This window comes from Mycobacterium sp. NGS11 (assembly GCF_059813315.1).
On sequence record NZ_JCALEJ010000034.1, the window covers coordinates 26,489 to 47,131 of the forward strand.

Genomic DNA, 20,643 nt, shown 5'->3' on the forward strand with positions numbered 1-20,643 from the left:
TCGCGCCGGTAGATCACTTCGTGGGATACGGTTTGCGTCGTGAGCCCAATGCATGTCCATCTGTTCATCGTCGGAATACCGCTGCTGTTGGTGATCCTGCTGTCGGCGCTGATCTGGTCCCACAAGGGGCCCCACCCGGCGGCCTACAAGTTGGGCGAGAAGTGGACGCATCCGCCGATCCTGTGGGCAGCCACCGGCGAAGACGTCGGCGTTGCCCACGGGGGGCATGACGGGCACGGTACGTCGGAATTCGCAGTCGGAGGTGGCGCCAGTGGCACGTGGTGAGGTAGCGACGAGGGAACCCGCCGGGCTGCCCCACGGCTCGGTGATCACCACGAGCGGACGGATCTCCGGCGTCACCGAGCCGGGCGAACTGTCGGTGCGATTCCCGTTCTCGACCAAAGACCTGGTCGCCGTGGACGATGCGCTGAAGTTCGGCTCACGGGCATCCAAGACGCGCTTCGCGATCTATCTGGGCGACCTGGGCAGCGACACCGCCGCGCGAGCCCGCGAGATCCTGGCCGACGTGCCGACGCCGGACAACGCGGTGCTGCTGGCCGTCTCGCCCGACCAGAAGGTCATCGAGGTGGTCTACGGGTCGCAGGTTCGCGGCCGTGGCGCCGAGTCGGCCGCACCGCTGGGTGTCGCCGCCGCGTCGTCGGCGTTCGAGCGCGGCGACCTGGTCGACGGCCTGGTGAGCGCGATTCGCGTGCTGAGCGCCGGGATTTCGCCCGCCTGACTTAAGGCTCAGTCCTCGCCCGCGTCGACTCGGCGCGCCCGCAACGAACGCTTCACTCCGGCCTGGCCCTCGAGCACGAGGCGTCGCAACGGGGCCGGCACCTGTGGGTCGGACAGGAACTTGTCCGCGGCGGCGACGCCGTCGTCGCTGATGTCCCAGTGCGGGTACAGGCCGATCACGACGGTCTGGGCGACTTCGCTGGACCGGCGCGCCCAGACTCCGGAGATCGCCTCGAAGTAGCGCGCGGTGTACGGCTTGAGCAACTCGGCCTGCCCGGGCGGGGCGATGCCCGCGATGATCGATCGGGCGGTGATGTTCGCCAGGGTGTCGTCCTCGACCACCGTCGTCCAGGCTGCGTCCTTGACCTGCAACTGGGGTCGAGCCGTCGCGGCCTGGGCGCCGTGGCGCTTGCCGGCGGCGGTCGGGTCGCGCTGAATCTCGGCATCGATGAACGGTGTCGCGGGTCCGTCGGCGTCGACCTCGCCCGCGGTGGCCAGCGCCGTGACGATCCGCCACCGCAGGTCCGTGTCGACCTCGAGGCCCGCCAGGCCCGACTCGGCGGGGTCGCGGTCGAGCAGGTTCGCCAGCGTCGCAACATGACTGGCCGACAGCACCGACGAGCACAGCGTGTTGACGAAGGCGAGTTGGTGATCTGAGCCGGGCTGCGCGCCGCGTGCCAGCTCCAGCAGCCGGTCGGCGAACCGCGGCCAGCCGTGCTCGCGCGCCCAGCCCTGCTCCGCGTATGACGTCAGGGCCGTCTGCGCCTGCAGCAACAACCGCTGTGCCACACCCACTTCGGACTCGGCGTGCACGCCGCCCATCACCAGGGCCACGAAGTCGCGGGCGCGCAATTCGGCCTCGCGCGTCATCTCCCAGGCCGCCGACCAGACCAGCGACCGCGGCAGTGGCTCGGCGATGTCGGCGATGCGCTCGAGCGCGGTGCGCAGCGACTCGGCGTCCAGTCGCAACGAGCAGTAGGTCAGGTCGTCGTCATTGACCAGCACCAGCCGGCCCCGCGAAACGCCAACCAGCCCAGGGACTTCCGTGACGGGCCCCTCGACGTCGAGTTCCTCGCGGTGCACCCGCACCAACTTCCCGGTTCCATCGTCGTCGTAGATCCCGACCGCCAGCCGGTGCACCCGGGTCTCGCCGGCACCCGGGGCGGCCCCGCTCTGGGTCACCGCGAACCGGGTGAACTCGGCGTTGTCGTCGACGTCGAACTCCGCCCGCAACGTGTTCAGCCCGGTCGTCTTCAGCCACTGCTGACCCCAATCGGACAGATCACGTCCCGACGCCCGCTCCAGGGCGGCGACCAGATCGTCGAACGTGGCGTTGCCGAACGCGTGGGCGCGGAAGTAATCGCGCAGCCCGGCCAGGAAGTGCTCCAGCCCGACGTAGGCGACGAGCTGCTTGAGCACCGACGCGCCCTTGGCATAGGTGATGCCGTCGAAGTTCACCTCGACTGCGGCCAGGTCGGGGATGTCGGCGGCGATCGGGTGCGTCGAAGGCAACTGATCCTGGCGGTAGGCCCATGACTTCTCGACCGTCGCGAACGTCGTCCACGCCTCGGTGAATTCGGTTGCCTCGCTTTGGCACAGCACCGATGCGAAGGTGGCGAACGACTCGTTCAGCCACAGGTCGTCCCACCACGTCATGGTGACCAGGTCGCCGAACCACATGTGCGCCATCTCGTGCAGCACGGTCTCGGCGCGCCGCTCGTAGGAGGACCGGGTGACCTTGCTGCGAAAGACGTAGTCCTCGAGGAAGGTCACCGCGCCCGCGTTCTCCATCGCGCCGGCGTTGAATTCGGGGACGAACAGCTGATCGTATTTTCCGAAGGCGTAGGGCATGCCGAAGTTCTTGTGGTAGAAGCCAAATCCCTGTTTGGTCTGGGTGAACAGCCGCTCGGCGTCCATGTGTTGGGCCAGCGAGGACCGGCAGAAGATGCCCAGCGGGATCTCGCCGTGCTCGTCGGTGTAGGTGTCGTTCCACTCGGCGTATGGGCCTGCGATCAAGGCGACCAGGTAGGTGCTCATCCGCGGGGTGGTGGCGAAGGTGTGCAGGCCGTCGTTCACCGACACCGTCTCGCCGTTGGAGATCACCTTCCAATGCGTGGGCGCGGTGACCCGCATGTCGAACGTCGCCTTCAGGTCCGGCTGGTCGAAGCACGCGAACATGCGCTTGGCATCGGCGGTTTCGAACTGGGAGTACAGGTAGGTCTCGTTGTCGACCGGGTCGACGAATCGATGCAGACCCTCACCGGTGTTGGAGTAGCGGCAGTCCGCATCGACGACGACGACGTTGCGGTCGGCCAGCCCGCGCAGCGGGATGCCCGTCGACTCGTCGTAGCCCGAGATGTCCAGATCGCGCCCGTTGAGCGTGGCGCTGCGGATGGTGTCGGCGGCGATGTCGATGACCGAGTCGGCGCCGGCGAGCGCGTCGAACACCACGGTGGTGACCGAGCGGAAGGTCCGTTCGCCGGGCGCGCCGGAGCCGTCGGTGAGATCGAGGTCGATCTGGTAGCTGGCGACGGTGATCAGGGCGGCGCGCTCGACGGCTTGTTCGCGGGTGAGGTTGGGGAGAGCCACATGTCCAACTTACGGGTCGGGCAAATCGGGAACAGGACGTAGACGCCTACGGTTGTGCAGATCAGACTTTCAACTTCACGAAAGGATTCGCCATGCCTGAGAGCGCCGCCGCGAAGAACAAAGCCGATTTCTGGTTCGATCCGCTGTGTCCGTGGGCGTGGATCACCTCGCGCTGGATCCTCGAGGTGGAGAAGGTTCGCGACATCGACGTCAACTTTCATGTGATGAGCCTGGCGGTGCTCAACGAGAACCGTGAGGGTCTGCCCGACGAATACCGCGAACGGCTGGCGAAGGCCTTCGGCCCGGTGCGGGTGGCGATCGCCGCCGAGCAGGCCCACGGGCCCGAGGTTTTGCGGCCGCTGTACACCGCGATGGGAACCCGGATCCACAACGAGGGCAACAAAGAGCTCGATGACGTGATCAAGCTGGCGCTGGCCGACGCGGGCCTGCCGGCCGAGTTGGCGGAGGCCGCGAACAGCGACGAGTACGACGAGGCGCTGCGCAAGAGCCACCACGCCGGCATGGATCCGGTGGGCGACGACGTCGGCACCCCGACCATTCACGTCAACGATGTGGCGTTCTTCGGGCCGGTGCTCTCCAAGATTCCGCGCGGGGAGGAAGCGGGCAAGCTGTGGGACGCCTCGGTCACCTTCGCGTCCTACCCGCACTTCTTCGAGCTCAAGCGCACCCGCACCGAGAAGCCCGAGTTCGACTGACCGGGTCGGGCGGCGATCCCGCGCGATCGCCGCCACCGGCCCGGAGGCGGGCTGTGTAAGGATTGCGGGCATGCGCGTCTACCTCGGCTCTGACCACGCCGGATTCGAGCTCAAGCAGCAGATCACCGACCACCTCAAAAAATCCGGGCACGAGCCGATCGATTGCGGCGCCTTCAGTTACGACGCCGAAGACGACTACCCGGCCTTCTGTATCGCCGCCGCGACACGCACCGTGGCCGATCCGGACAGCCTGGGCATCGTGCTGGGCGGGTCGGGCAACGGCGAGCAGATCGCCGCGAACAAGGTCCCCGGCGCCCGCTGCGCGCTGGCCTGGAGCGTCGAGACGGCGACCCTGGCCCGCGAACACAACAACGCCCAACTGATCGGCATCGGCGGCCGCATGCACACCGTGGCCGAGGCGCTGGCCATCGTCGATGCCTTCTTGACCACGCCGTGGTCGAAAGCCGAACGCCACCAACGGCGTATCGACATCCTGGCCGAATACGAACGCACCCATCAAGCCCCGCCGGTGCCCGGCGCGGCAGGTTGACGCCCGAAAGGTCTGCGCGTGCCCGAAGGGCATACCCTGCACCGGCTGGCCCGGCTACACCAACGCCGTTACGCCGGCGCCCCCGTCGCGGTGTCCAGCCCCCAGGGCCGCTTCGCGGATGCGGCTGCCGTGGTGGACGGGCGCGTACTGCGGCGCACCAGCGCGTGGGGCAAACACCTGTTCCACCACTACGCCGGCGGCCCCATCGTGCACGTGCATCTCGGGCTGTACGGTGCCTTCACCGAATGGGAACGGCCCGGTGACGGGTTGTTCCCGGAGGCGGTCGGGCAGGTGCGGATGCGCATGATCGGCGCCGACCACGGCACCGACCTGCGCGGCCCGACGGTGTGCGAAGTCATCGACGAAGGCCAGGTCAGCGGCGTGCTGGCCCGGCTGGGCCCCGACCCGCTGCGCGCCGACGCCGATCCGTCGTGGGCGTGGCAGCGGATTGCCAAGTCCCGCAGGCCCATTGGCGCGCTGCTGATGGACCAGACGGTGATGGCCGGCGTCGGCAATGTCTATCGCAGCGAGTTGCTGTTCCGCCACCGGATCGACCCGTTCCGGCCCGGCCGCGACGTCCGCGAGGACGAATTCGACGCGGCCTGGACCGACCTGGTCGCGCTGATGAAGGTCGGATTGCGCCGGGGCAAGATCATCGTGGTGCGGCCCGAACACGACCACGGCGCGCCGTCGTATCGGCCCGACCGGCCCCGCACCTACGTCTATCGGCGCGCCGGCGAACCGTGCCGGGTGTCGGGCGATCCGATTCGCACGACGGTGCTGGAGGGCCGCAACGTCTTCTGGTGCCCCACCTGCCAGACATAACAGCGTCGACGGCCGGGCATCGAGGCTCCACACGATTCCGTTTCGTGCGCCACCGGCCGGGTACGGCTCCTAGATGAAGAAATCGATACGTGCCGTTGCGGCCACGGCCACGCTTTCGGCAGGTCTGGGACTGGTCGGACTGGGTGCCGCGAGCGGTGCTCAGGCACAAGTGACGTCCTTCCCGAACTACCCGTGCAATCCCGGCGAGACCTGGAACCCGGGAAACGGGCCCTATTGCAATGTCCCGGGGCCCGGTCCCGGATGGGGGAACGGCGGAGACCTCGGTCCCGGACCCGGCGGCGGTGGACCCGGCGGCGGTGGAGGCGGCGGCGGCCACTAGCGCTGTCGAGCGCTAGACGACTCCGAGCACTGAGTAGACCTCGTTGGACAGGACCAGACTGCGGGGGTCAGCGTTGGCCTTGGTCGGGTCGAAGTGATTGGCCACATAGGCGTAGCCGATGCGGTGCTCCAGGTCGACGAACCCGAACGAGCCGCCCAGTCCGCCATGGCCGAAGATCCGGGGGTTGGGCCCGTTGACGCACCGCTGGTTGAGCATGTAACCCAGCCCCCAGCCGTGATCGGCGACCCGCGGCCCGAGTACTAAATCGGTGTCCTGCCCACCCCGGCACACCCGCACCAGATCCATGTGCTCGCGGCTGAGCACCTTCTCCTGAGCGAGCGCGTTGTAGAACGTCGCCAACCCCAGCGCTGACACCTGCCCGTTGGTGCCAGGGAACTCGAGTTCGCGCCACAGATTCAGATCGTGCGAGCCGAGCTCGTCATCGGGGGCGAACCCCATCGCGATGGATAGCCCCGCCTTCGGGTGCTCAGCCAGGCTGGTCGGGTATTCGGGTGCCTTCGCGTCGGCCAGCAGATCGCGGGCGTGCGGCTTGTTGACCCGCTCGGCGCAGCGGTGTTGCTCGCTCAACGGCAACCCGATATGGACGTCGGCACCTAACGGTTCGGCGATCTCGGCGCGCAGGTACTGGCCGATGGTCCGGCCCGTGACTCGGCGGAACACCTCGCCCATGATGAAACCGAAGGTGGTCATGTGGTAGCCCTGCGCGGTGTCCGGCTTCCACCACGGCTCGGCGGCGGCCAGTTGTTCGCAGACGTAGTCCCAGTCGGCGACCTCTTCCCACCGCAGGCGCGTGCGGGGGCCGATGACGCCGGATCGGTGGCTCATCACCATCGCCAGCGTGATGTCCTGTTTGCCCGCCTGGGCGAACTCGGGCCAGTAGTGCGCCACCGGAGCCTGCAGGTCCAGCTCCCCGCGGTCGGCGAGCTGGTGCACGCAGGTGGACGACAGGCCCTTCGTGCCGGACAACACGGTGGTCAGGGTGTTCTGCTGCCACGGCCGGGTACGGGCGGCGTCGGCCCAGCCGCCCCACAGATCGACGACCAGAGTCCCGTCGACCCACACGGCCACGGCCGCGCCGACTTCATCGCCTTGCGTGAAATTGCGCTCGAACGCGTCGCGAAGTCCGACGTAATCCGAGGCGCATGAGCCATGGATCGACGCGTCGGTCAACAGGTCGCTCATGGCGCCTTTCTATCGAGCAGATAGTTAGCCCGAGCGGGCGACGGGAATCGAACCCGCGTAGCTAGTTTGGAAGACTAGGGCTCTACCATTGAGCTACGCCCGCATGTGTTCAGTCGAGCGTGACTGTAGCTGGCGACAAAGATCAAATCTAATCGACTCGGTTTTGTGATCGCTTCGTGAGGTCTGCGACGTCGCCGCGAAGCCCGTGGCCAACCCGGTGTTTCAGGGGCCTTAGGATCATCGAGGTCAGCGCGGGGTGTAGCGCAGCTTGGTAGCGCATCCGCTTTGGGAGCGGAAGGCCGCAGGTTCAAATCCTGTCACCCCGACCAGCACGACCGGCCCGGTGCCCTGAGCGGGACCCACCGGCGCCAATGACGAGCAACGAACGAGCATTGAGGAGCACACCCGTGAAGAGCACCGTCGAGCAGTTGAGCCCCACCCGGGTGCGCATCAACGTGGAGGTCCCTTTCTCGGAACTCGAACCCGACTTCCAGCGCGCCTACAAGGAGCTGGCCCGGCAGGTGCGACTGCCCGGATTCCGGCCGGGCAAGGCGCCGGCGAAGTTGCTGGAGGCGAGGTTTGGTCGCGAGGCGATGCTCGATCAGGTCGTCAGCGAGGCGCTGCCGGCGCGGTACGGGCAGGCCGTCGCCGAATCGGAGGTGCACCCGCTGGGCCAGCCCGAGATCGAAGTCACCAAAAAGGAGTACGGCGAGGAGCTGGCCTTCACGGCCGAGGTCGACGTGCGCCCCAAGCTCACCCTGCCGGACCCCGGCGAGCTCAAGGTTTCGGTGGACCCGATCGAGGTCAGCGACGACGACGTGGAGGCCGAACTGCAGTCTCTGCGTGCCCGATTCGGCACCCTGACCGGTGTTGACCGGCCCGTCGCCGACGGTGACTTCGTCTCGATCGACCTGTCGGCCACCATCGACGGCGAAGAGATCCCGGGCGCCGCCGCGCAAGGCCTGTCGCACGAGGTGGGCTCGGGTCGCCTCATCGCGGGCCTGGACGAGGCCCTGATCGGTTTGTCGGTCGACGAACCCAAGGAGTTCACCGCGCAGCTGGCGACCGGCGAGCACGCCGGCAAGGACGCCCAGGTGACCGTCACGGTCAAGTCGATCAAGGAACGTGAGCTGCCCGAGCCCGACGACGAGTTCGCGCAACTGGCCAGCGAGTTCGACACCATCGAGGAGTTGAAGTCCAACCTGCGCGAGCAGGTCGGCCGCACCAAGCGTGCTCAGCAGGCCGAGAACATTCGCGAGGCCGCCCTCGACACACTGCTCGAGCAGGTCGAGGTCCCGCTGCCGGAGGCGATCGTCAAGGCCCAGGTCGACAGCGCCCTGCACAACGCATTGCACAGCCTTGACCACGACGAGTCCAAGCTGGAAGAGGTGCTGGCCCAGCAGGGCAAGTCGCGCGAAGAGTTCGAGAGCGAGACGCGCACCGCCGCCGAGACGGAAGTCAAACGCCAGCTGCTGCTGGACGCCCTGGCCGACGAGCTACAGGTCCAGGTCGGCCAGGATGACCTGACCGAGCGGCTGGTGGCTACGTCGCGGCAATACGGCATCGAGCCCCAGCAGCTGCTGGGCTATCTCCAGGAGAACAACCAGCTGCCGGCCATGTTCGCCGATGTGCGCCGGACGCTGGCGATCGCCGAGGTGATCCGGGCGGCGACCGTCACCGATACCGCGGGAAACGCCATCGACACCAGTGAATTCTTCGGCGGCCGCCCGGAGGCCGACGAGGCCGAGGCGACGGGTGAGGCTGAGGCCGACGACCCCGAAGAGGACGACGCCGCGGAGTGACCGCGCCATGAAGCTGTGAGCGAACGTGGCCCTTTCGGGGGTGCGTGGCCGCGAAACAGTGGGCCCGGTTGGCTAGTGTCGTGAATACGGATCTCGAGAAAGCAGGTAACTCAGTCGTGACTGACATGCGTTCAAACTCGCAGGGTCTCAACCTCACGGACTCGGTCTATGAGCGCTTGCTGTCCGAGCGCATCATCTTCCTGGGTTCAGAGGTGAACGACGAGGTCGCCAACCGGTTGTGCGCGCAGATTCTGCTGCTCGCCGCCGAGGACAGCGACAAGGACATCAACCTCTACATCAACTCCCCGGGCGGATCGATCAGCGCCGGAATGGCGATCTACGACACCATGGTGCTGGCGCCGTGTGACATCGCCACCTACGCGATGGGCATGGCCGCCTCGATGGGCGAGTTCTTGTTGGCTGCCGGCACCAAGGGCAAGCGTTACGCGTTGCCGCACGCCCGCATCCTGATGCACCAGCCGCTCGGCGGGGTGACCGGTAGCGCGGCCGACATCGCGATCCAGGCCGAGCAGTTCCACGTCATCAAAAAGGAGATGTTCCGGCTCAACGCCGAATTCACCGGGCAGTCGATCGAGCGCATCGAGGCCGACTCCGACCGCGACCGCTGGTTCACCGCGCAGGAAGCCCTCGAATACGGCTTCGTCGACCACATCATCACCCGCGCCGCCCACATCACCAATGGAGAAGCCCGATGAACCCCGAAACGCAGCCCCAGGCGCGCTACATCCTGCCGTCGTTCATCGAGCACTCCAGCTTCGGGATCAAGGAATCCAATCCCTACAACAAGCTGTTCGAGGAACGCATCATCTTCCTCGGTGTCCAGGTCGACGACGCCTCGGCGAACGACATCATGGCGCAGCTGTTGGTGCTCGAGTCGCTGGACCCCGACCGCGACATCACCATGTACATTAACTCGCCCGGTGGCGGATTCACCTCGCTGATGGCGATTTACGACACCATGCAGTACGTGCGCGCCGACATCCAGACGGTCTGCCTCGGGCAGGCCGCCTCGGCGGCGGCGGTGTTGCTGGCCGCCGGGACGCCCGGCAAGCGCATGGCACTGCCCAACGCCCGGGTGCTCATTCACCAGCCGTCGCTGCAGGGCGTGATCCAGGGGCAGTTCTCCGATCTGGAGATCCAGGCCGCCGAGATCGAGCGGATGCGCACGCTGATGGAAACCACGCTGGCCCGCCACACCGGCAAGGACGCCGCGACAGTCCGCAAGGACACCGACCGCGACAAGATCCTGACCGCCGAAGAGGCCAAGGATTACGGGATCATCGACACCGTGCTGGAGTACCGAAAGCTTTCGGCGCAAACGGCGTAACTGTTCGCCGAAAGTGCACTCACGGCGAATTTTCGCCCGATTTCTCGCCCTGAGTGCACGCTCGGCGAACCGCCGCGACATCGCCGGGCCCGACCCGGCAGCATCCGCCGACGATTCGCGCCCCCGCCGCGATCCATTGCGCGGCCAGGTCGGCGCTGAACCGCGACGGACCGATCCAGCTGCGTCGCAACGCGTCCCAGCGCTCGCCGCTGTTCGGGTAGACGATGACGGGCTTCCCGACGGCTGCGGCGGTCGCAATGGCCGGCAACACGTCGTCGGGCGCACAGCAGTTCACGCCGATCGCGACGATCTCGTCGACGCCGGCCGCCACCGCGAACGCGTCGGCCAGCGGCTGCCCGGCGCGGGTGCGGTCGCCGTCGACGGTGTAGCTCAGCCACGCCGGCTTCCCGATCGAACGCACCAGCTCGACGAGGGCCTGCGCTTCGTCGGCGTCGGGCACGGTTTCGCACGCGAGCACGTCCGCGCCCGCGTCGGCCAGGATCTCCAACCGTGGCCGGTGCCAGCGCTTCAAGGCGGCTACCGACAGGCCGTAGCGTCCGCGGTATTCCGATCCGTCGGCCAGCGCCGCGCCATACGGTCCGATCGAGGCGGCGACGAGCAGGCCGCCGACGCCGGCTTCGTCCCGCGCCGCCTTGGCGAGCTCGACGCTGCGGCGCAACAGTCCGACGGTCTCTCGGCGATCGGATCCACGAGCGGCGAAACCTTCGAACGACGCCTGGTAGCTGGCCGTCGTCGCGATCGTGCCCCCGGCGCGAAAGTAGGCGGCGTGCACCGCGGCGATGTCCTGCGGGGCGTCGGCGAGCAGTCTCGCCGACCACAGCGGGTCGGAAAGGTCATGGCCGCGCGCTTCGAGCTCGGTGGCCAAGCCGCCGTCGAGCAGCACGGATCCGCTGGGCCATTCGAAGCCCACAGCCAAACCCACGTCGCCACTGTAGGGTGATTTCTTGGGGGGCCGGCCGGGCCTCGCGTGAACATTGGCGTTGGGTTGGCACCTCCACCGGAAGCAAGGTCGTAGCCGGTCGGCCTCGGCCGCGTTACGACCGCGACACGCCAAAGACACGCCAAGCGCGCCTTTCGCGAGTTACGGGCACCGTCTGGCTATATGTTTCATCCATACGGACATGCATGAATACCACCGACGCGATTCGGCCCTTATGGTCGCGTCGGGCCCGATCAAACGGGTAGCGTCGATAACACATCCGGGCACCGGCAAACCAACGGCGAACAGGAAGTAGGCCTTTAAGCACCATGGCGCGCATCGGAGACGGCGGTGACCTGCTGAAGTGCTCGTTCTGCGGGAAGAGCCAGAAGCAGGTCAAGAAGCTCATTGCTGGCCCCGGCGTGTACATCTGCGACGAATGCATCGATCTCTGCAACGAGATCATCGAAGAGGAGCTCGCCGACGCCGACGACGTGAAGCTCGATGAACTCCCCAAGCCGATCGAGATCCGGGAGTTCCTCGAGGGATACGTCATCGGGCAGGACACCGCCAAACGGACGCTGGCCGTGGCGGTCTACAACCACTACAAGCGGATTCAGGCCGGTGAAAAGGGCCGGGACTCCCGGCACGAGCCCGTGGAGCTGACCAAGTCCAACATCTTGATGCTCGGGCCGACCGGTTGCGGCAAGACCTACCTGGCCCAAACGCTCGCCAAGATGCTCAACGTCCCGTTCGCCATCGCCGACGCCACCGCACTGACCGAAGCCGGTTACGTCGGTGAGGACGTCGAGAACATCTTGCTCAAGCTGATCCAGGCCGCGGACTATGACGTCAAGCGCGCCGAGACCGGCATCATCTACATCGACGAGGTCGACAAGATCGCCCGCAAGAGCGAGAACCCGTCGATCACCCGCGACGTGTCCGGCGAAGGCGTCCAGCAGGCGCTGCTCAAGATCCTGGAAGGCACCCAGGCCTCGGTTCCCCCGCAGGGTGGTCGCAAGCACCCGCACCAGGAGTTCATCCAGATCGACACCACCAACGTGCTGTTCATCGTCGCCGGTGCGTTCGCCGGTCTGGAGAAGATCATCTACGAGCGCGTCGGCAAGCGCGGCCTGGGCTTCGGCGCCGAGGTGCGCTCCAAGGCCGAGATCGACACCACCGATCACTTCGCCGAGGTGATGCCCGAAGACCTGATCAAATTCGGCCTGATCCCCGAGTTCATCGGACGGCTGCCGGTGGTCGCATCGGTCACCAACCTGGACCGCGAGTCGTTGGTCAAGATCCTGTCGGAGCCGAAGAACGCGCTGGTCAAGCAGTACACGCGGCTCTTCGAGATGGACAATGTGGAGCTCGAGTTCACCGACGACGCCCTGGAAGCTATCGCCGACCAGGCGATCCACCGCGGCACCGGGGCTCGCGGGCTGCGGGCGATCATGGAAGAGGTCCTGCTGCCGGTGATGTATGACATCCCCAGCCGCGACGACGTCGCCAAGGTTGTGGTGACCAAGGAGACCGTCCAGGACAACGTGTTGCCGACGATCGTTCCGCGAAAGCCGTCCCGTTCAGAACGTCGGGACAAGAGCGCCTAACTAGATCCTGGAGCACACCGGCGACCCGAGCGACGCCGTTCCTCGGCGTCTTGCGCACGGCCTGGACCTGCTGAATTTCCTGCTGGCCGACGTCCGTGACGGCCTGGGCCCGTACCTATCCATCTATTTGCTGCTGACCCATCATTGGGATCAGCAATCGATCGGCTTCGTGATGGCCGTCGGCGGCATCGGGGCGATAGTCGCGCAGGGCCCGGCCGGCGCCTTGGTGGATAGGAGCACGGCAAAGCGGGCGCTGATCATCGTCGGCGCGCTGACGATCACCGCGGCGTCGTTGGCGATGCCGTTGTTCCCCGGGTTCTATTCGATCTCGGTACTGCAGGCGCTCACCGGAATCGCCGGATCCGTTTTCGCTCCCGCATTGGCCGCCATCACCCTGGGGCTGGTCGGCTCCCGTCGATTCTCCCGGCGGATCGGACGCAACGAGTCGTTCAACCACGCCGGAAACGCCTGCGCCGCAGCGATTACCGGCGTCCTGGCCTACGTTTCCGGACCGGTCGTCGTCTTCTGGGTGCTGGCCGCCATGGCGAGCGCCAGTGTTGTTGCGACACTGTGGATTCCGGGTGACGCGATCGACCACGACGTGGCCCGGGGCATGGACCACCTCCCCGGGGAACCGCGCCGAACCCCGTCCCGGCTCACCAGGCTGCTGGGCAATCGGCGGCTGATGATCTTCGCCGTGACGGTCATCGCGTTCCACTTCGCCAACGCGGCCATGCTGCCGCTGGTCGGTCAGCGCCTGGCGCTGCACAACAAAGACGTCGGAACTGCCCTGATGGCCGGCTGCATCGTGGCCGCGCAGGTCGTCATGGTGCCGGTGGCGTACCTGGCGGGCGCCAAGGCCGATTCGTGGGGGCGAAAACCGATCTTTCTGGCCGGATTCGCGGTTCTGGCCGCCCGTGGATTCCTTTACACGTGCTCGGACAACTCCTACTGGTTGGTGAGTGTGCAACTGCTCGACGGCGTCGGGGCCGGCGTGTTCGGCGCTCTGTTTCCCCTGGTGGTGCAGGACGTGACGCACGGAAGCGGTCGATTCAACGTCAGCTTGGGGGCGATAACGGCCGCGACCGGCACCGGCGCAGCGATATCGAACCTGGTCGCGGGCTCGATCGTGGTCGCGGCCGGCTACAACGCCGCGTTCGCCTTCCTGGGCGCCCTCGCCGCGGCCGGCTTCGTGTTGTATCTGATCGCGATGCCGGAAACAGCGGAGGCAAAATCCGGCGCCGGAACCGCGGCGGCCGGAGGCGGCCACGGTATGGGCGACAGTAGCTAACGCGCAATACGTGACCAACAACACAGTTTGGTTTCGTACTCGTCAGTAGCTCCGCCTGACTTCGGGTTTTGCCGACAAAACGGCGCCGTGACATGCATAAGGGACCGCCATACAACCCTCAAGGAAATGCCATAATTGATACCGGCAGTGACATGAAGCGCTAGCGGGCCGAGGCCGCTTCGAAGGCGCGTAACCTGGAACGTCGGCGGAGTGTCTGTCCGGTGAGCAAAGTGGAGGGCAAAGACGTGGATCCGAACGGCAGCGGAGCCGCATCAGACTCACATGGGGCTTCCCCCAACGGATCTGCCCGTCAGCGCCTCGAACAAGTCGTCATTCGCTTCGCCGGGGACTCCGGCGACGGCATGCAGCTCACCGGAGACCGGTTCACATCCGAGGCTGCGCTTTTCGGCAACGACCTGGCGACCCAGCCCAACTATCCCGCCGAGATTCGCGCCCCCGCAGGCACCCTGCCCGGCGTCTCGTCCTTCCAGATTCAGATCGCCGATTACGACATCCTGACCGCCGGCGACCGGCCCGACGTCCTCGTCGCGATGAATCCCGCTGCGCTCAAGGCCAACATCGGTGACCTGCCCCGCGGTGGCATGGTGATCGCGAACTCCGACGAGTTCACCAAGCGCAACCTGACCAAGGTGGGCTACGTCACCAACCCGCTCGAGACGGACGAGTTGTCGGACTACGTGGTGCATTCCGTCGCGATGACCACGCTGACGCTCGGGGCCGTCGAGACGATCGGCGCCACCAAGAAGGACGGCCAGCGCGCCAAGAACATGTTCGCGCTGGGCCTGTTGTCGTGGATGTACGGGCGGCCGATCGAGACCAGCGAGAAGTTCATCAGGGAGAAGTTCGCCCGCAAGCCCGAGGTCGCCGAGACCAACGTGCTGGCGCTGAAGGCGGGCTGGAACTACGGCGAAACCACCGAGGCCTTCGGCACCACTTACGAGGTGTCCCGGGCGACCCTGCCGTCGGGCGAATACCGTCAGATCTCGGGCAACACCGCGCTGGCGTACGGCATCGTGGCGGCCGGCCAGCTGGCGGACATTCCGGTCATGCTCGGCAGCTACCCGATCACGCCCGCGTCGGACATCCTGCACGAGCTGTCCAAGCACAAGAACTTCAACGTCATCACCTTCCAGGCCGAGGACGAGATCGGCGGTATCTGCGCGGCGATCGGCGCCTCGTACGGCGGTGCGCTGGGCGTGACCACCACCTCCGGCCCGGGCATCTCGCTGAAGTCCGAAGCGCTCGGGCTGGCCGTTATGACCGAGCTGCCGTTGCTCGTCGTCGACGTGCAGCGCGGCGGGCCTTCGACCGGGCTGCCCACCAAGACCGAACAGGCCGACCTGTTGCAGGCGCTGTTCGGCCGCAACGGCGAATCACCCGTCGCGGTGCTGGCCCCGCGCTCACCTTCGGACTGCTTCGAGACCGCACTCGAGGCGGCGCGCATCGCGGTGTCCTACCACACCCCGGTGATCGTGCTGTCCGACGGCGCGATCGCCAATGGGTCGGAGCCGTGGCGCATTCCGGACGTCAGCACGCTGCCGGGCATCACGCACACCTTCGCCAAGCCGGACGAGCCGTTCCAGCCCTACGCACGGGACCCGGAGACGCTGGCCCGGCAGTTCGCCGTGCCCGGCACCCCGGGGCTCGAGCACCGGATCGGCGGCCTGGAAGCGGCGAACGGCTCGGGCAACATCTCCTACGAGCCGGTCAACCACGACCTCATGGTGCGGTTGCGCCAGGCCAAGATCGACGGAATCTCGGTCCCCGACCTGGAGGTCGACGACCCGACCGGCGACGCCGAGTTGCTGTTGATCGGCTGGGGCAGCTCCTACGGCCCGATCGGTGAAGCATGCCGGCGCGCCCGGCGCAAGGGCATCAAGGTGGCGCACGCCCACTTGCGTTACCTCAACCCCTTCCCGGCCAACCTGGGCGAGGTGCTGCGGCGCTACCCGCAGGTGGTCGCGCCGGAAATGAACCTAGGTCAGTTGGCGTTCCTGCTCCGGGGCAAGTACCTGGTGGATGTGCAATCAGTCAGCAAGGTGCAAGGCGTCGCCTTCCTGGCTGACGAAATCGGCCGCGTCATCCGCGCCGCGCTGGGTGGGACGTTGGCCGAAGTCGAGAACGACAAGACGATGGTCGCCAGGATGGCGGCAGCAACGGTTGGAGCCAGCGCATGAGCTCAATGGTCTTGGCGGGCAACAACATAGAGCGAAACGCGATGTGGGGGCACGTCCCCAGCGGGAGGGACCCCCACCCGCTTGCGGGGGAGAGGAACGACGCTCGTGACTGACGTGATCGGCAACCTGGCGGGCAAAGACCTCGGTGTGACCGCGAAGCTGACAAAGAACGACGGGGTCCCCACGTTGGCTGCTGAGGACCAGCCGCAGAAGTCCAAGGACTTCACCAGCGACCAAGAGGTCCGTTGGTGCCCGGGCTGCGGGGACTACGTCATCCTCAACACCATCCGCAACTTCCTGCCCGACCTCGGGCTGCGGCGCGAGAACATCGTGTTCATCAGCGGCATCGGCTGCTCGAGCCGATTCCCGTATTACCTCGAAACCTACGGCTTTCACTCGATTCACGGCCGCGCGCCGGCCATCGCCACCGGTCTGGCGCTGGCCCGCGAGGACCTGTCGGTGTGGGTGGTCACGGGTGACGGCGACGCCTTGTCGATCGGGGGTAACCACCTGATCCACGCGCTGCGCCGCAATGTCAACATCACGATCCTGCTGTTCAACAACCGGATCTACGGCCTGACCAAGGGGCAATACTCGCCGACATCGGAGGTCGGCAAGATCACCAAGTCGACCCCGATGGGATCGCTGGACCACCCGTTCAACCCGGTGTCGTTGGCCCTGGGCGCCGAGGCGACCTTCGTCGGCCGCGCGCTTGACTCCGACCGCAACGGACTGACCGAGGTGCTGCGCGCCGCCGCCGGGCACCGGGGTGCCGCCGTGGTCGAGATCCTGCAGGACTGCCCGATCTTCAACGACGGCTCGTTCGACGCACTGCGCAAGGAAGGCGCCGAGGAGCGGGTCATCAACGTCCGCCACGGTGAGCCAATTGTGTTCGGCGCCAATGGCGAATACTGCGTCGTGAAGTCGGGCTTCGGTCTGGAGGTGGCCAAGACGGCGGACGTGTCGGTCGACGAGATCGTGGTGCACGACGCGCACAGCGACAACTCGGCCTACGCCTTTGCCCTGTCGCGGTTGTCGGACCAGAACCTCGAACACACGGTGCTGGGCATCTTCCGCAACATCAGCCGGCCCACCTATGACGACGCGGCGCGCTCGCAGGTCCAGGCGGCCCAGTCCGCGAAGCCGTTCGATTCCGCCGCGCTGCAGTCGCTGTTGCGCGGGCGCGACACCTGGACCGTCGACTGACGTGGGCGAGCAGATACTCGACACGGATCAGGCCGTGTCGCTAGCGGGAATAGCCCTGGCCGGCGGTGAATCGCGGCGCATGGGCCGCGACAAGGCCACCCTGCCCGGCCCTGGGGGTGCCCCCACGCTCCTCGAGTATGTCGCCGGGGTGCTCGCACAGCGCTGTGAGCCCGTTTTCGTGGTGGCCGCACCGGGGCAACCGTTGCCGACCGTGCAGGCGAAAGTCATCCGCGACGAGGTGCGCGGCCAAGGGCCGCTTCCGGCGACCGGACGAGGGCTGCGGGCGGCCGCGGAGGCGGGCGCCCGGTACGCCTTCGTCTGCGCGGTCGACATGCCGCTTCTGTCTGCGGAATTGATCGACGACCTGGTGCGGCTGGCCACCGAGACCAACGCCGAGATTGTGCTGCCCTGGGACGGCCGCAGCCACTACCTGGCCGCGGTGTACCGCACCGATTTGGCCAAGCGGATCGAGGGCCTGGTCGCCGGTGGCGCCCGCTCGATGCGCGCCTTGATCGACGCCTCGGACGCGCAGCAGATCGTGCTGCCGGAATCGCGCTTCCTGGCGAACGTCAATACGGAGAGCGACCTGCTCGCCCTCGCGCAGTCGCGGGGCTGAAGGTGTAGCGCCGGGTCGATCAGCCTGGCGGACATTCACTTAGCCGCAATTCGGCGCCGCTGGTATCGCGCTGAACACACCGGCACTTGTCACCTCGATAATTTCCGCGATAGTCATTGCGCGATTCCGCATGCAGTCGGTGCCGAGCAATCCTGCAGCGCGGCGGCCGCTAGCGTGATCGGTTGCGGCGGTGGTGATTTGAAGCGATCGCCAGAGCGCTTATCGATTTGCGGGGCGGGCTGCGGTCGGACTTTGTCGAAGAATCCCCCGCCTTATCGACGAAAGGCATTGCAGCCCTTTTGCATCCCTTGATGTGTGAATGAAAAATATTGTCTAGCAAGCGGATACAAACTGATGTGCTTGGTTCGGCAGAAACGAACCGGGGGCGACTCATGATTCGGCGTCGAATTATGCTGCTGGGCAGGGAAAGTCGATACCGTTCGATTTTGCATGGTTTCGGCGTCTGAAGTGCGCAGAAGTTGCGGTACTCTACGCCGGCCCGCAGCGGGGATCCGGATCCGTTGAATGCCTGGAGAATCGGCTCGCTGCACCGGAAATAAACGTGCGCCAGCTCACAAAACACAGGTGATTCGGCTCACCATTCGTTTGGCTGATCCGATCGAGCTTCGATCCCGAAAACGCCGCAATAACCTGGGTAAATGGAGCCGCTGCCGCGGCGTGATCGACCCGTTACCGAAACGAGATACCCGATTTCTCAAGATGACTAACGCGTCGAGGTTCTCTACGGTCCCTGTTAGCCCACAACGGGTTACGGAAGAGTAATCAAATAATTGAATCCACGGACCCGCGTGCGAGCGGCGCCACGGACGGCGAGAGCCCGACCGTGGTCGGTGGGTAATACCCGCTGGGCATACTTGGCCCGCCGCTGCCGTGCCTGACCCAGACGGCACGTTTCAAAGCAGGCAATAACCAGACAGCTTCAGCCCACATCCGTGGGCTTGCTTTGGCGCGCGCACCGCGAAAGGAAGATTCTTGAAGAACGTCCGAAAGACGCTCATTCTCGCCGCGGTCACGGGCACGCTCGTGACCATCCCGTCGGCCACCGCTCACGCGGACGAGGTGCCGGCGGGCTTCGACCCGAACGCGCCGGTCGTCGGCCCCGCTCCGGACGCTCCGGCCCCGGACGCTCCGCCGGCCCCGGACGCTCCGCTGCCGCCGGCTCCGGACGCTCCGCTGCCCCCGGCTCCCGACGCTCCGCCGCCCCCGGCTCCGGACGCTCCGCCGCCGCCGGCTCCCGACGCTCCGGCGCCTGGCCCGGACGTCCCGCCGCCTCCCGTCCACCGGGCGTACAGCGTGAACTGGGATGCCATCGCGCAGTGCGAGTCGGGTGGCAACTGGGGGATCAGCACCGGTAACGGCTTCTCCGGTGGCCTGCAGTTCACCCCGAGCACCTGGCGCGCCAACGGTGGGTCGGGCTCCCCGGCCGGCGCGAGCCGCGAGGAGCAGATCCGGGTCGCCGAGAACGTGCTGCACTCGCAGGGCATCGGCGCTTGGCCGGTCTGCGGGCGCCGCGGCTGAGCCGCAGCCACAATCGACGGCTTCGCTGTCATACATCTAAGAAGTGCCGGGCCTTGTGCCCGGCACTTCTTGGCTCCGGGGGCGCTTGATCGTCCAAACAGCCATAGACGGTCCCGAAGCGATTCTCGGTGGTTCACCGCGTTTCGCGTCGTGTGCGATATTCAGGCGTAGGTCAGCTTCGGACCAGGTGGTATAGCCGGTAGCTGGCATCCCCGTCACGCAGCCCTGTCTGGTGCCAGGACCCCTCCGCCGGGGCGCCCTTGCGCATCCGGGACCGCAAGAACGGGATTGGTGAGAGGTTCTCCGACACCGCAGACAGGTAGCGGCTGTTCAAGCCCATGCCGCGAGCGACATCATCACTGATGTCACGCCATGACGCGATCTGCAAGCCTGGCGCAGCGGCTAGGTCCGCCTCCCAGTCGCCACATTCCGCACGCTTGCGAAAATCCGTATACAGAAGCGACCCCTTTGGCGCCAGCACCCGTGATACCTCACTCAGGAAGCGGTCGAAGTGCGGGTAGCAGTGCGACGATTCCACGTTCATCACCACATCGAAGGACCCTTCAGCGAAGGGCAACGCTTCCGCGTCGCCTGGCGTGAAACTCAGCCGGGGCACACCGTGATGGCGGCGGCGACAGAACCGGATTCCCGTGCGGTTGCGATCCAGGCCCTGATATGACGCCGGCCCGAAGGTACGCGCCAAATACGACGCCCCGCCACCGTGCCCGCAGCCGACCTCGAGCACCCGCTTACCGGACAGTTCACCTTGCGCAGCCGTCGCGTGGTAAAGCTGAATCGGGTACCGGTGCTTTTCATCCTCGTCCGAAAGCGGAATGCCCATCGGCGGCTCTTCCTCGTACGCCCAGTTGAAGAACAGCATGTCGTCGTCAGCGCGCCGCGTGAAATACGGGTAGAAGCCCTTCCACCACAACGAGCCCACCCGCTGCATCAAAGCCACCATCGCCCCCATGTTCGTGTCGAGTGAAGTAGGAGCGCAGCAACCCGACCGCTGGCTAGACCCCCGAAGTATTCAGGGGTACCCAATCCCCTGGAAGACAGTTCGGCGCGGAGGGATCGGCAGGGAGTTCACAGCAGGACATCAGTTGACGCCGTCGACGAGCTCTTCGTCATC

The 20,643-nt window shown here is 66.4% G+C and carries 19 protein-coding genes and 2 tRNA genes; 16 read left to right on the forward strand and 5 right to left on the reverse strand.

Annotation, left to right across the window (positions count from 1 at the left end):
• Positions 1-48 precede the first annotated feature (48 nt).
• Positions 49-285: an aa3-type cytochrome oxidase subunit CtaJ gene (gene ctaJ, locus AC5Y4T_RS24190; protein ID WP_499916684.1), complete on the forward strand. Its 237-nt coding sequence runs from the start codon at positions 49-51 to the stop codon at positions 283-285.
• Entirely contained in the window at positions 272-739 is a 468-nt protein-coding gene (locus tag AC5Y4T_RS24195) for a DUF5130 domain-containing protein (protein ID WP_499915340.1), read from the forward strand. The genes ctaJ and AC5Y4T_RS24195 overlap by 14 nt, the downstream gene beginning before the upstream one ends.
• Before the next feature lie 8 nt (positions 740-747).
• Here the strand turns inward: AC5Y4T_RS24195 and pepN are convergent, their stop codons facing one another.
• Positions 748-3,327: an aminopeptidase N gene (gene pepN, locus AC5Y4T_RS24200; protein WP_499955832.1), complete on the reverse strand. Its 2,580-nt coding sequence runs from the start codon at positions 3,325-3,327 to the stop codon at positions 748-750.
• A 92-nt stretch (positions 3,328-3,419) separates the two neighbouring features.
• Here pepN and AC5Y4T_RS24205 point away from each other — a divergent pair, with 92 nt between their 5' ends.
• From AC5Y4T_RS24205 to AC5Y4T_RS24220, 4 genes are all read left to right on the forward strand, one after another.
• Entirely contained in the window at positions 3,420-4,043 is a 624-nt protein-coding gene (locus tag AC5Y4T_RS24205) for a mycothiol-dependent nitroreductase Rv2466c family protein (RefSeq protein ID WP_499915344.1), read from the forward strand.
• A gap of 70 nt (positions 4,044-4,113) precedes the next feature.
• Positions 4,114-4,593, forward strand: a complete 480-nt coding sequence (locus AC5Y4T_RS24210) for a ribose-5-phosphate isomerase (protein ID WP_499950099.1) — start codon at positions 4,114-4,116, stop codon at positions 4,591-4,593.
• 18 nt (positions 4,594-4,611) lie between these two features.
• Positions 4,612-5,418, forward strand: coding sequence for an Fpg/Nei family DNA glycosylase (locus tag AC5Y4T_RS24215; protein WP_499955834.1), 807 nt, complete (start codon positions 4,612-4,614; stop codon positions 5,416-5,418).
• A 73-nt stretch (positions 5,419-5,491) separates the two neighbouring features.
• Complete coding sequence (locus tag AC5Y4T_RS24220) at positions 5,492-5,758, forward strand: hypothetical protein (protein ID WP_499955836.1); 267 nt, start codon at positions 5,492-5,494, stop codon at positions 5,756-5,758.
• A gap of 12 nt (positions 5,759-5,770) precedes the next feature.
• Here AC5Y4T_RS24220 and AC5Y4T_RS24225 read toward each other — a convergent pair whose 3' ends face one another.
• A complete protein-coding gene (locus AC5Y4T_RS24225; protein WP_499955838.1) occupies positions 5,771-6,961 on the reverse strand; it encodes a serine hydrolase domain-containing protein in 1,191 nt (396 codons plus the stop codon).
• Between the two features lie 32 nt (positions 6,962-6,993).
• Positions 6,994-7,064: transfer RNA gene (locus AC5Y4T_RS24230), tRNA-Gly, on the reverse strand.
• 149 nt (positions 7,065-7,213) lie between these two features.
• On the opposite strand from AC5Y4T_RS24230, the gene AC5Y4T_RS24235 reads away from it, so the two are divergent.
• The 4 genes from AC5Y4T_RS24235 to clpP2 all read left to right on the forward strand — a co-directional run bounded on the left by AC5Y4T_RS24235 (position 7,214) and on the right by clpP2 (position 10,111).
• Positions 7,214-7,290: transfer RNA gene (locus AC5Y4T_RS24235), tRNA-Pro, on the forward strand.
• 78 nt (positions 7,291-7,368) lie between these two features.
• Positions 7,369-8,763: a trigger factor gene (gene tig, locus AC5Y4T_RS24240; RefSeq protein ID WP_499955840.1), complete on the forward strand. Its 1,395-nt coding sequence runs from the start codon at positions 7,369-7,371 to the stop codon at positions 8,761-8,763.
• Between the two features lie 80 nt (positions 8,764-8,843).
• A complete protein-coding gene (locus tag AC5Y4T_RS24245) occupies positions 8,844-9,479 on the forward strand; it encodes an ATP-dependent Clp protease proteolytic subunit (protein WP_499915355.1) in 636 nt (211 codons plus the stop codon).
• Complete coding sequence (gene clpP2, locus AC5Y4T_RS24250) at positions 9,476-10,111, forward strand: ATP-dependent CLP protease proteolytic subunit ClpP2 (RefSeq protein WP_066860217.1); 636 nt, start codon at positions 9,476-9,478, stop codon at positions 10,109-10,111. The genes AC5Y4T_RS24245 and clpP2 overlap by 4 nt, the downstream gene beginning before the upstream one ends.
• 19 nt (positions 10,112-10,130) lie before the next feature.
• Here the strand turns inward: clpP2 and mmuM are convergent, their stop codons facing one another.
• Positions 10,131-11,054, reverse strand: coding sequence for a homocysteine S-methyltransferase (gene mmuM / locus AC5Y4T_RS24255; RefSeq protein ID WP_499955842.1), 924 nt, complete (start codon positions 11,052-11,054; stop codon positions 10,131-10,133).
• Between the two features lie 326 nt (positions 11,055-11,380).
• On the opposite strand from mmuM, the gene clpX reads away from it, so the two are divergent.
• The 6 genes from clpX to AC5Y4T_RS24285 all read left to right on the forward strand — a co-directional run bounded on the left by clpX (position 11,381) and on the right by AC5Y4T_RS24285 (position 19,511).
• Complete coding sequence (gene clpX / locus AC5Y4T_RS24260; protein WP_064953001.1) at positions 11,381-12,661, forward strand: ATP-dependent Clp protease ATP-binding subunit ClpX; 1,281 nt, start codon at positions 11,381-11,383, stop codon at positions 12,659-12,661.
• A 7-nt stretch (positions 12,662-12,668) separates the two neighbouring features.
• On the forward strand, positions 12,669-13,952 hold the full coding sequence (locus AC5Y4T_RS24265) for an MFS transporter (RefSeq protein WP_499916686.1): 1,284 nt from the start codon (positions 12,669-12,671) through the stop codon (positions 13,950-13,952).
• Between the two features lie 245 nt (positions 13,953-14,197).
• On the forward strand, positions 14,198-16,150 hold the full coding sequence (locus AC5Y4T_RS24270) for a 2-oxoacid:acceptor oxidoreductase subunit alpha (protein WP_499916687.1): 1,953 nt from the start codon (positions 14,198-14,200) through the stop codon (positions 16,148-16,150).
• Between the two features lie 81 nt (positions 16,151-16,231).
• Complete coding sequence (locus AC5Y4T_RS24275; RefSeq protein ID WP_499915360.1) at positions 16,232-17,356, forward strand: 2-oxoacid:ferredoxin oxidoreductase subunit beta; 1,125 nt, start codon at positions 16,232-16,234, stop codon at positions 17,354-17,356.
• Position 17,357: 1 nt separating this feature from the next.
• Positions 17,358-17,972 carry a molybdenum cofactor guanylyltransferase gene (gene mobA, locus AC5Y4T_RS24280; RefSeq protein ID WP_499915362.1) on the forward strand — a complete coding sequence of 205 codons (615 nt, stop codon included), beginning with the start codon at positions 17,358-17,360 and terminating at the stop codon, positions 17,970-17,972.
• A 993-nt stretch (positions 17,973-18,965) separates the two neighbouring features.
• Positions 18,966-19,511: a transglycosylase family protein gene (locus AC5Y4T_RS24285; RefSeq protein WP_499915364.1), complete on the forward strand. Its 546-nt coding sequence runs from the start codon at positions 18,966-18,968 to the stop codon at positions 19,509-19,511.
• A 172-nt stretch (positions 19,512-19,683) separates the two neighbouring features.
• On the opposite strand, the gene AC5Y4T_RS24290 is transcribed toward AC5Y4T_RS24285, so the two are convergent.
• A complete protein-coding gene (locus AC5Y4T_RS24290) occupies positions 19,684-20,472 on the reverse strand; it encodes a phthiotriol/phenolphthiotriol dimycocerosates methyltransferase (protein ID WP_499915366.1) in 789 nt (262 codons plus the stop codon).
• Positions 20,473-20,643 lie beyond the last annotated feature (171 nt).